This window comes from Actinotalea caeni (assembly GCF_009733795.1).
Lineage (GTDB): Bacteria > Actinomycetota > Actinomycetes > Actinomycetales > Beutenbergiaceae > Pseudactinotalea > Pseudactinotalea caeni.
Genome location: NZ_WNXX01000031.1, coordinates 19,349 through 30,128, shown reverse-complemented (window position 1 = coordinate 30,128; position 10,780 = coordinate 19,349). Strand labels below are relative to the sequence as shown.

Genomic DNA, 10,780 nt, shown 5'->3' with positions numbered 1-10,780 from the left:
CGCCCGGCCGCGGACGACCCGGACGCGACCGCCGTCGGCGCCGCGGAGCCGCCCGAGGACCCGCCCGCGCCCCCGGCACCGCCCGCCCGGTCGCGGCGGCGCGGCCGGAAGGTCCTGCTCGGCGTCGGCCTCGGGCTCGTCGTGCTCGCGGGCGGCTACGCCGCGGCGGCCTACTACGTCGCCGACAAGGTGCCGCAGGGCACGACCGTCGCGGGCGTCGACATCTCCGGTCTCACCGCCGAGGACGCCGTCGCGACCCTCGAGAGCGGGCTCGCCGACCTCGTGTCCGAGCCGATCCCCGTCGAGGCGGGGGAGCGGTCGGCCACGATCGACCCGGCGGAGGCGGGCCTGGCGCTCGACGCCGAGGCGACCGTCGACCGCGTCACCGGTTTCACGCTCGACCCGCGCGTCGTCGTCGGCCACCTGCTGGGCCTCGGTGCCGTGACGCCGGTCGTCGAGGTCGACGAGACCGCGCTGACCGACGCCGTGACGGCGGGCGCCGTCGACCTCGACGTCGCACCCGTCGACGCGGTCCTGGAGATCGCGGACGGCACCTCCACCCTCGAGACCGAGCCCGCCGACGGGCTCGCGGTCGACGTCGAGGGCTCCGTCGACCTGCTCGCGTCGGAGTGGCTGACCGGCCAGCGGCCGTTCACCCTGCCCAGCGAGACCGTCGAGCCCACGCTCGGCCAGGAGGCGGTCGACACCGCGATGCGCGAGATCGTCGACCCCCTGCTGTCCGGGCCCGTCACCGTCGAGCTCAACGACGACACCACGACCTCGCTCACGCCCGAGCAGCTCAGCGACGCCGCCGACCTCGTGCCCGAGGGCTCGCGCTTCGTCCTGCAGCTCGACGGCGAGGCGCTCGCCGACGTCGTCACCGAGGCGGTGCCCTCGATCGGCGAGACCGCCAAGGACGCCCAGATCGTGCTGCGCGAGGGCAAGCCCACGATCATCCCCGCCGTCACCGGCACCGGGCTCGACCCCGAGCAGCTCGCCACCGTCGTCACCGAGGCCGCGCTCGCGACCGGCGAGGACGAGCGCGTCGCCGTCGCCGAGCTCGCCGACACCGAGCCCGAGTTCAGCACCGAGGACGCCGAGGCGCTCGGTGTCGTCGAGGTGGTGGGGGAGTACTCGACCCCGTTCCCGCACGACCCGCCGCGCACCCAGAACCTCATCAACGGCGCCGCCAACATCAACGGCACGCTCGTGCTCCCCGGCGAGGAGTTCTCGCTGCTGGAGGCGCTCGGCCCCATCACCGAGGCGAACGGCTACGTCAGCTCGCTCGTCGTCGAGAGCGGGTTCGTCACCAGCGCCACCGGCGGCGGGCTCTCGCAGATCTCGACGACGGTCTTCAACGCCGCGTTCGAGGCCGGCATGGAGGACATCGAGCACAAGCCGCACTCGCGCTGGTTCGACCGCTACCCGCCCGGCCGCGAGGCGACGATGTACTCCCCGAGCCTCGACATGCGGTGGGGCAACAACACGCCCTACGGCGTGCTCGTCCAGGCGTGGGTCGACCAGAGCGCGCAGCGCGTGCACGTGCGGCTGTGGAGCACCGAGCACTGGGACGTCGACATCGTCTCGAGCGAGAAGTACGCGTTCACCTCGCCGCGCACGATCTACAACACCAACCCGACCTGCCGGCCGGAGTCGGCGGGCCCGTCCGGGTTCACGATCGACATCCGTCGCACGATCTCGCTCGACGGCGAGGTCAACGACCAGTACTCGCGCTCCTACAGCTGGACCTACCAGCCGTGGAACCGGGTCGTGTGCGGGTCGCCGCCCAGCAACGACGACAAGGACGACGCGACCGAGGACGCCTCCGACGACTGAGGGGCGTGACGCCGTCGGGCGCCCAGGGCACCGGTGCTGCCCGACCCGACGGGCGCGTCCGTGTCGTCGGCTGCCGCGCCGCGACGGAAACCCGTCGCTCGATGCCGATGTGAACGCTCACTGCCCGGCGGCGCATCGAACGCCCGGATTCCGCCGGCCCGGCGCGGGCGGCGCGGGTGGCCGCTGCCTGGAGCGCAGGCCTCAGGGACGGCCGCGACGGGCGGGCGGCGCCGGCGGCACCCGCTTGCCGAGCGCGATGTCGGCGGCCGCGACGGCGACCGGGCCACGCCGTGTCGCCACCTCGAGGCCGTCGGCGTCGACGCGCACGAGCTCGCCGACCGCGTCGGAGAACGAGCCCTCGCCGTTGCGATATCTCACCACGACGCGCATCCCGGGCTCCCATGCTTCCCAGAACCGCATGCCTGCGATACTAGGGGTGGGTGGCCGCAAGCCCCCCTGCCCATGTCCGCGTGCAGCCCGGCGGACCAGTGAGGAGAAGATGCACCGGTGACCTACGTGATCGCCCTGCCCTGTGTGGACGTCAAGGACAAGGCCTGTATCGACGAGTGTCCCGTCGACTGCATCTACGAGGGTGAGCGCTCGCTCTACATCCACCCCGACGAGTGCGTCGACTGCGGGGCCTGCGAGCCCGTGTGCCCCGTCGAGGCCATCTACTACGAGGACGACGTCCCCGAGGAGTGGTCGCAGTTCTACACCGCCAACGTGGACTTCTTCAGCGACCTCGGCTCGCCGGGGGGTGCCGCGAAGATGGGCCTGATCCCCAAGGACCACCCGATCGTGGCGGCGCTGCCGCCGCAGGGCGAGCAGGCGTAGCGCGGGATCCCGGGTCCGCTCGTGGGCTTCGTCGCGATCACCGAGGACTACCCCTGGGACCGGCTGCGGCCGTACGTCGAGAGGGCGTCGGCGCACCCGGGCGGGCTCGTCGACCTCTCGATCGGCACCCCGGTCGACCCCACCCCGGAGCCGATCCAGGCGGCGCTGCGCGACGCCGCCGACTCGCCCGGGTACCCGACGGTCGCCGGCACCCCGGCGCTGCGGGAGGCGATGGTCGCCTGGTTCACGCGCCGGCGCGGTGTCGTCGGCCTGACCACCGACGGCGTGATGGCCACGATCGGCTCCAAGGAGCTCGTCGGGCTGCTGCCGTCGCTGCTCGGCATCGGCCCCGGTGACCGGGTCGTCGTCCCCGCCGCGGCGTACCCGACCTACGAGGTCGGCGCCCGCGCGGCGGGCGCGGAGGTGCTCGCCACCGACGACGTCGCCGACTGGGCGGGCGACGAGCGCGTCCGCCTCGTGTGGGTGAACTCGCCGAGCAACCCCACCGGGGAGGTGCTCGGCGTCGACCGGCTGCGCGGCGTCGTCGAGGCCGCTCGGGCCATCGACGCGGTCGTCGCGAGCGACGAGTGCTACGCCGAGCTGCCCTGGGTGGAGCCGTGGCTGAGCGAGGGCGTGCCGAGCCTGCTCGACCCGCGGGTCGCGGGCGACTCGCACACGGGGCTGCTCGCCGCGTACTCGCTGTCGAAGCAGTCCAACCTCGCCGGCTACCGCGCCGGCCTGCTCGCGGGCGACCCCGCGCTCGTGCAGCCGATCGTGCTGATGCGCCGTCACCTCGGCCTGATCCTGCCGGGCCCCGTGCAGGCCGCGATGGTCACCGCGCTCGGCGACGACGCGCACGTGGCGGCGCAGCGCGAGACGTACCGCCGGCGCCGCGACACCCTGCTGCCGGCGCTGCTGGCGGCGGGCTACGCCGTCGACCACTCCGAGGCCGGGCTGTACCTGTGGGCGCGAGCCGCGGACGGCGCCGACTGCTGGACGACGCTCGGCCGGCTAGCCGAGCTCGGCATCGTCGCCGGCGCGGGGGAGTTCTACGGTCCCGGCAGCGAGCGGCACGTGCGGCTCGCGCTGACCGCGCCCGACGACCGCGTGGCCGCCGCGGCCGAGCGGCTCGCCGACGCCTGAGCGCTCAGGCGCGCGGCAGCTCGCGTGTGATCCGCTCCTCGACGGCGTCGGTCGCGCCGGTCGGCAGCACGATCAGCCCGTCGATCTCCCGCCGCACCCGCTGGTAGGCGGACTGCCGCTCCTCGGGCGAGGCGGCGTCGTCGAGCGCGAGCCGCAGCAGCTTGAGCGCGGTGGCGATCCGTGCCCGCTCGTCGGTGGAGAAGCCACCCTGGCGCACCCGCTTGGCCTCGGCCTCGGCGACGTCGAACGCCGACGCGTAGGCGGTGACGGCGTCGCGGTACTCCCGCTGCGTCTCCCGGTCGGTGACGTGCGCGGCCTCCTCGGGGCGCAGCGAGTCGGCCAGCCGCCGCGCGCGGTGGAACGCGACCGTGACCTCCTCGCGCATGTCGGTCATCAGCGGGTACTCGAGCAGCCGGACGGCGTCGAGCTCGTAGGCGAGCCAGCGCCGGTTCACCTCGTCGTGGGTGTCCATCAGCCGCTGGGTGGCGGCGACGAAGGCCTGCCGGGAGGTCTCGGCGTCGGCCGCCTCGATCGCCTTGCCGTGCTTGTACTGCTGCTGGATCCGGTACCGCTCGAGCTTGAGCTCCGCCCGGCGCTCGGAGGCCTTGCGCAGATGCTTCGCGATCCCGGTGACCGCTGCGCCGATCGGACCGCCGAAGACGAAGAGCAGCCACCAGTAGTGCGAGGCGAAGTCCCAGAAGCCCTCCATGGCGACCATCCTCCCACCGCGCACCCGGGCGCCGTCGGGCGGCCTCGGCACGGGCGACGAGGTGCGGGACGGCGGGGGCGGTCTCCCCGCGGACCGAGGCACCCGAGCGCGGGGGATAGACTCGCTGGGCTGCTCGAAGTCGTCAGAAGGGTCATCGATGTCGGACGCCAACCTGAGCCCGGCCACTTTCCGCGTGGACGACAAGGAGCTCTCCTTCCCACGCGTCGCAGCGGTCGAGGGCAACGACGGTGTCCTGATCCCGAACCTCCTCAAGGAGACGGGGCTGGTCACGCTCGACCCGGGGTTCATGAACACCGCGAACTGCGAGTCGCAGATCACGTTCATCGACGGTGACGCCGGGATCCTCCGGTACCGCGGGTACCCGATCGACCAGCTCGCCGAGAAGTCCTCGTTCCTCGAGGTCGCCTACCTGCTCATCTACGACGAGCTGCCCTCGGAGTCGGACCTGGACGCGTTCGTCGCGCGGGTCATGAAGCACCGCCTGCTGCACGAGAACTTCCAGAAGTTCTTCACCGCGTTCCCGCTCAACGCGCACCCGATGGCGGTGCTGCAGGCGGGCGTCGCCGGTCTGGCGACCTACTACCAGCACACGCTCGACCCGTTCGACGCCGAGCAGCTGGACCTCGCGACCGTGCTGCTGCTCGCCAAGGTGCCGACGATGATCGCGAACATCGCCAAGCGCGCCAAGGGCATGCCGCAGCTGTACCCCGACAGCCGGCTGGGCTACGTCGACGACTTCTACCGGATGACGTTCGGGCTGCCCTACCAGGACGACGCCCCGGACCCCGACCTCGTCGCCGCGCTCGACATGCTGCTGATCCTCCACGCCGACCACGAGCAGAACTGCTCGACGTCGACGGTGCGGATCGTCGGGTCCGCGCAGGCGAACCTGTTCGCCTCGGTCTCCGCGGGTGTGGGTGCGTTGTCGGGCCCGTCGCACGGCGGCGCCAACGAGGCCGTGCTCGCGATGCTCGAGCAGATCCACGGCTCCGACGACGACGTCGACACCTTCATGACGAAGGTGAAGAACAAGGAGGCCGGCGTCCGCCTCATGGGCTTCGGGCACCGGGTCTACAAGAACTACGACCCCCGCGCCGCGATCGTGAAGAAGTCGGCCGACACCGTGCTCGAGAAGCTCGGCAAGTCCGACCCGCTGCTCGACATCGCGCGCCGCCTCGAGGAGATCGCGCTCAACGACGACTACTTCATCGAGCGCAAGCTCTACCCGAACGTCGACTTCTACACCGGCCTGATCTACAAGGCGATGGGCTTCCCCACGCAGATGTTCACGCCGCTGTTCGCGCTCGGCCGCCTCCCGGGCTGGATCGCCCAGTACCGCGAGATGATCACCGACAAGAGCACGAAGATCGGCCGCCCGCGCCAGGTCTACACCGGCGCCCCCGAGCGCGACTACGTGCCGCTCGACCAGCGCTGACCCGCGCGGTCACCGCACCACGAGACGTCCTGAGGGGCGGGCCGCACGGCCCGCCCCTCCGCCGTCTCCCCACTTTCACCGCAGTTCGGAACATCGGCCACTTTCACCGCACTTTGGAACATCGGCCACTTTCACCGCACTTTGGAACATCGGCCACTTTCACCGCAGATTGGAACACCGGCCACTTTCATCGCAGTTCTTGCCGCGGCCGCTCCACCGCTCGTCGTGCGGCTCGCTCAGTGCTCGGGTGAAGGGCCCGGACGGCGTACCCTGCGCCCTCCGTAGCGCCGTCGTGATCGACGGGTCGACCTTCTCGGATCGGGAGGTACCGCACGGGAGTCGGATGAGCGACGACGCCGTCGCGCGCCGGTTCGAGCGGCATCTGAGACCGCCTCCCTGCGGACGGGCGGGCCCGAGGCCACGGCGACTGTGCTGGAGCGCGGGTGGCAGGACGCACGGCGAGACCGAGCTGCGGCGAGAAGTGCGGTGACAGGCAGCCATGGCAAGAAGTGCGGTGAGATCGCGCCTGTTGCAAAGTGCGGTGAAATCGGGGCCTGTTGCACAGTGCGGTGAAAGTGGGAGAGGAGGGGCGGCGGTCAGCGGACCAGGACGACGCCGTTCGGGGCGGGGGTGTCGGTCGGTGACCAGGCGGCATCGGCGCGGGTCCAGCGCATGTCGCCGACCGTGACCTCGAGGGCGCCGGTGAGGTCCGCCGTCGCGACCGCCCAGTGCGCGAGCACCCACGGGGTGCGGGTGGCGTCGCCGGCCGCGAGCGACAGCGCCAGCGCCCGCTCGCCCTCCCCGCCACCGGCGGGGCCGTCGTGCGGTTGCGCGCTCGCGGAGGCGAGGTCGCGGGCGAGCAGGTCGGGGAGCGCGGTGGCGCTGGCGTCGGGGTCGTGCAGACGGCAGGACAGCGCCGCGGGCGACCAGCCGGTCAGCGCCGAGGCGAACAGCCGCGCCATCGGCTCGTGCTGGGCGTAGGCGTCGGGGAAGCCCGACCGCTGCACCGCCTGCGCGGCCTCGGTGATCGCCATGTCCTGGTACCCCTCGACCCGCACGAGCGCGTCGTAGAACGCGTTCGTCGAGTACACGGGGTCCATCACCTGCTCCTCGGTGCCCCACCCCTGCGAGGGCCGCTGCTGGAACAGCCCGAGGGAGTCGCGGTCGCCGTAGTCGATGTTGCGCAGCCGGGACTCCTGCATGGCCGTCGCCAGCGCGATCGTCACGGCCCGCGCCGGCAGCCCGCGCTCGACGCCGATCGCGGCGATGAGCGCGGCGTTGGCCGCCTGGTCGGGGTCGAGGCTCGCTGCGGCGTCGCCCTCGCTCGCCGTGCAGCGGGCGACCAGCGGCGGGTCCGTCTCCAGCTGTCGCAGCAGCAGCACGACACCGCCCACGGCCGCGGTGAGCACGAGTACGAACGCGACGAGCGCCCCCAGCACGCGCCGCCCGCGACGGCTACGACCTGCCACGCGACCTAGGTGTGCAGCGACGCGTTGAGCGTCACCCCGGAACCGCTGCGCTCGAGCGCCTCGACCACACCGGTGGTCGAGTTGCGCCGGAACAGCAGGTTGTCCATCCCGCTCAGCTCGCGCGCGCTCACGATCCGCGGGTGCGGCTGGTCGCTGGTGCGGATCGTCACCTTCGTGCCCGCCGTCACGTACAGGCCGGCCTCGACGACGCAGTCGTCGCCCAGCGAGATGCCCAGGCCCGAGTTCGCGCCGAGCAGGCACCGCCGCCCGATCGAGATCCGGTGCGTGCCGCCGCCCGAGAGCGTGCCCATGATCGAGGCGCCGCCGCCGATGTCGCTGCCCGCGTCGACGACGACCCCCTGGCTGATCCGTCCCTCGACCATCGACTCGCCCAGGGTGCCGGCGTTGTAGTTGACGAAGCCCTCGTGCATGACCGTCGTGCCCGCGGCCAGGTGAGCGCCCAGTCGCACGCGGTCGGCGTCGGCGATGCGCACGCCGGTCGGCACGACGTAGTCGGTCATGCGCGGGAACTTGTCGACGCCGTGCACGGTCACCGGCCGGCCCCGGGTGGTGCCGAGCAGCGCCAGCCGCACCTGCTCGAAGTCCTCGGGTGCGCACGGGCCCTCCGACGTCCACACGACGGTGGAGAGCACCCCGAAGATCCCGTCGAGGGAGATCGTGTTGGGGCGCACCAGCCGGTGCGAGAGCAGGTGCAGCCGCAGGTACGCGTCGTGCGCGTCCGCGGGCGGGGTGTCCAGGTCGATCTCGGTGTGGACGACGACGGACCGGGTGCGGCGCGCGGGCGACTCGGTGGCCAGCGCGGCCAGCTCGGCGGGCGTCCCGTAGGGGCCGCGCAGGTCGGCGGGCGCGGTCCCCAGCCCGAGCCTCGGGTACCAGGTGTCCAGGACCGTGCCGCTCGGCGTCAGCGTCGCCAGGCCGACGCCCCAGGCACGGCGTTCGGAGGTGGTCTCGGCCATGGCGCGCAGCCTACGCGAGCGACCTGGGCGGTTCGCGGCCCTCCCAGCGCCTGAGACCTCAGAGCAGCCGCAGCAGCGCCGAGGGTCGCAGGGTCGCGGCGCCCAGCGCGGCGACGCGTGCCGCGAGGGCCCGGTCCGCGGTGACGACGTGCACCGGGTCGGCGCCCGCGGCGACCAGCCGGTCGGTGGTCGCGACGATCGTGTCGTCGCCCGCGCCGGGCGCCTCGACCACCTCGACGGCGTCGGTCCCCGTCGTGCCGCGTGCGGCGCCCTCGGTGACGACGTGCCAGGTGGGTCGCCAGGACTCGCCGGCGAGGCCCAGCAGGTCGGCGGGCACCCCGCGCGCGGCGAGGCCGTCGAGGCCGGCGAGCAGCCGTGCGGTCGCGCCGCGGCGGTCGCGCCACCAGCCGTCCGGCCGGCTGCCGACGACGTTGGCGGCGTCGACGACGACGGCGGGGTGGGCCGTGATCATCGCCCGCAGCTCGGGCCACGCGTCGCCGAACGCCGGCAGCAGCGGCCGGTCGGCCACCTCGTCGAGGGGCACCCAGACGATCTCGAGGCTCTCGGCGTCGGTGGCGGCGACGGAGGCGTCGGGGGAGGTCCCTGCGAGGACGGTCGTGTAGCTCCAGTCCGGGTGCCGCAGCACCCGGGTCGCCATGACACGGACGCCGGCCGGGGCCACACCCGCCTCCTCGGCGGCCTCGCGCAGCGCTCCGGCGACCGCGTCCTCGCCCGCGTGCAGCGCGCCGCCGGGCAGCCCCCAGGTGTCGCCCTGGTGGCTCCAGGGTGCCCGGTGCTGCAGCACCACCCGCTCGCCGTCGGTGAGCAGCAGCCCGGCGGCGCCGAGCCGGCCCCAGTGCCGTGCGCCGCAGCGGCACTCGACCCAGCCGTCGCCGGCGTCGGCCGCGGCCCGGCCGGTCACGCGGCACCCGCGCCGGTGAGGACCACCGCGGGCGCCGACGGCGACCGGGTCACGGGAGGCCGCACGCCACCGGGTCGGTCGTGCGCAGCGGCGCGCGTCGCCAGCGGAGCACCGCGCCTCCCGGGCCGGTGGTGACCCGGAAGGAGTGCGGTGTCTCGACGACCCGCACCTCGGCCGCGTACCCGTCGTCCGTCCAGCCGCCGCTCGTCGCCAGTGCCAGCCGGCGGCCGTCGACCTCGAGGGCGTGGTCCGCCCAGACGCCGTCGCCCACCGGGATCGTCAGATCGACGCCGTCGCGCACCAGGGTCAGCGAGCTGCCGTCGGCGTCGACGCGGACGCTCGTGTAGATCGGTGCCAGGTCGGAGGAGGGGTCCACGGGCCAGGTGCGGTGCTCGTCGGGCCCGGCGGAGCCGCGCAGCGGCGGGATCGTCAGCCCCGCCAGCCGCTCGGCCAGGGCGGCGTCGGCCTCGGCCGAGCCCGCGCGGTCGACCGCGGGCAGCAGGTGCTGCCACACCAGGTCGAGCAGCTCCTGGATGTCGTCGTTCTCGCCGGTGAGCGCGACGGCCATGCGCTGCTCGGGCAGCACGAGCCCGAGCTGGCCGAACGCGCCGTCGGCGCGGTAGCCGTGCCGGCTGCGCCAGAAGGACTGGCCGTAGCCCTGCGCCCAGTCGGAGCTGTCGTCGGGCGGCACCGGCAGGAACGGCGTGCTCGCCTCCTCGACCCACTCCTGCGGCACGACGACGGTGCCGTCGTGCCGGCCGCCCTCGAGCCACAGCTGCACGAGCGTCAGGAGGTCGTCGGTGCGCATCCGCGCGCCCGTGAACCCGAGGGCGTGGCCGGCGCCGTCGGTCTCCCACTCGAGGTCGGTGACCCCGAGCGGCGCGAGCACGCGCTCGCGGGCGACGTCGGCCAACGAGGCCCCGGTCAGCCGCTCGACGGCGCGGGCGACCAGGTAGACGCCGACCTGGTTGTAGCAGAACGTCGTGCCCGGCGGCTCGCTCGGCGGGTTGGCCAGGATCGTGTGGATCAGCTCCTCGGCGGGCGCGGGCGGCCACGCCTCGGCCGTGTGGCCCACGGTCATCGTCAGGCAGTGCCGCACCGTCAGCTGCCGCCAGACGTCCGGGATGTCGCCCGCGCCGGCGAGCGCCGCCGGGGGGAGGTGCTGCAGCACCGGGTCGTCGAGGCCGAGCACACCGTCGGCGACGAGCGCACCGACCGTCGTCGCCGTCAGGCTCTTCGACACCGAGTACAGCAGGTGCCGGCGGTCGGCCCGGTAGGGCGCCCACCAGCCGCGTGCCAGGCACTGCCCGTCGCGCGCGATCGCAAGGCTGTGCAGCTCGAGGTGGGACGCGGCGTCGAGCAGGTCGAGGATGCCGCGGGAGTCCACGCCCACGTCGTCGGGGTTCGTCATCGGCAGTGCCACGCGCCGACCCT

10 protein-coding genes are annotated in these 10,780 nt (G+C 73.6%); 4 read left to right on the top strand and 6 right to left on the bottom strand.

The window, feature by feature from the left end; genetic code table 11:
- Positions 1-1,836 (top strand): VanW family protein (locus GPA02_RS17300; protein WP_156201691.1); only part of this gene is annotated, 1,836 nt, incomplete at its 5' end.
- A gap of 201 nt (positions 1,837-2,037) precedes the next feature.
- Here GPA02_RS17300 and GPA02_RS17295 read toward each other — a convergent pair.
- Positions 2,038-2,256 (bottom strand): putative acetyltransferase, encoded by a 219-nt coding sequence (locus GPA02_RS17295; RefSeq protein ID WP_156201690.1) that lies wholly within the window; start codon positions 2,254-2,256, stop codon positions 2,038-2,040.
- An 87-nt stretch (positions 2,257-2,343) separates the two neighbouring features.
- Between GPA02_RS17295 and fdxA the strand changes: the two genes are divergently transcribed.
- Both fdxA and dapC read left to right on the top strand, forming a co-directional pair.
- Positions 2,344-2,670, top strand: coding sequence for a ferredoxin (gene fdxA, locus GPA02_RS17290; protein WP_156201689.1), 327 nt, complete (start codon positions 2,344-2,346; stop codon positions 2,668-2,670).
- Positions 2,671-2,691: 21 nt separating this feature from the next.
- Entirely contained in the window at positions 2,692-3,813 is a 1,122-nt protein-coding gene (gene dapC / locus GPA02_RS17285; protein ID WP_156201688.1) for a succinyldiaminopimelate transaminase, read from the top strand.
- Positions 3,814-3,817: 4 nt separating this feature from the next.
- On the opposite strand, the gene GPA02_RS17280 is transcribed toward dapC, so the two are convergent.
- Positions 3,818-4,531 carry a hypothetical protein gene (locus tag GPA02_RS17280; RefSeq protein WP_240134122.1) on the bottom strand — a complete coding sequence of 238 codons (714 nt, stop codon included), beginning with the start codon at positions 4,529-4,531 and terminating at the stop codon, positions 3,818-3,820.
- 148 nt (positions 4,532-4,679) lie between these two features.
- Between GPA02_RS17280 and GPA02_RS17275 the strand changes: the two genes are divergently transcribed.
- Positions 4,680-5,978, top strand: coding sequence for a citrate synthase (locus GPA02_RS17275; protein WP_156201686.1), 1,299 nt, complete (start codon positions 4,680-4,682; stop codon positions 5,976-5,978).
- Positions 5,979-6,574: 596 nt separating this feature from the next.
- Here the strand turns inward: GPA02_RS17275 and GPA02_RS17270 are convergent.
- From GPA02_RS17270 to GPA02_RS17255, 4 genes are read right to left on the bottom strand one after another with little or no spacing between them, the layout of a single operon-like run.
- Complete coding sequence (locus GPA02_RS17270) at positions 6,575-7,447, bottom strand: hypothetical protein (RefSeq protein WP_156201685.1); 873 nt, start codon at positions 7,445-7,447, stop codon at positions 6,575-6,577.
- 5 nt (positions 7,448-7,452) lie between these two features.
- Positions 7,453-8,424 carry a 2,3,4,5-tetrahydropyridine-2,6-dicarboxylate N-succinyltransferase gene (gene dapD / locus GPA02_RS17265; RefSeq protein WP_156201684.1) on the bottom strand — a complete coding sequence of 324 codons (972 nt, stop codon included), beginning with the start codon at positions 8,422-8,424 and terminating at the stop codon, positions 7,453-7,455.
- A gap of 58 nt (positions 8,425-8,482) precedes the next feature.
- Positions 8,483-9,346, bottom strand: coding sequence for an NUDIX domain-containing protein (locus GPA02_RS17260; RefSeq protein ID WP_156201683.1), 864 nt, complete (start codon positions 9,344-9,346; stop codon positions 8,483-8,485).
- Between the two features lie 49 nt (positions 9,347-9,395).
- Positions 9,396-10,769 carry a serine hydrolase domain-containing protein gene (locus GPA02_RS17255; protein ID WP_156201682.1) on the bottom strand — a complete coding sequence of 458 codons (1,374 nt, stop codon included), beginning with the start codon at positions 10,767-10,769 and terminating at the stop codon, positions 9,396-9,398.
- Between the last annotated feature and the right edge of the window lie 11 nt (positions 10,770-10,780).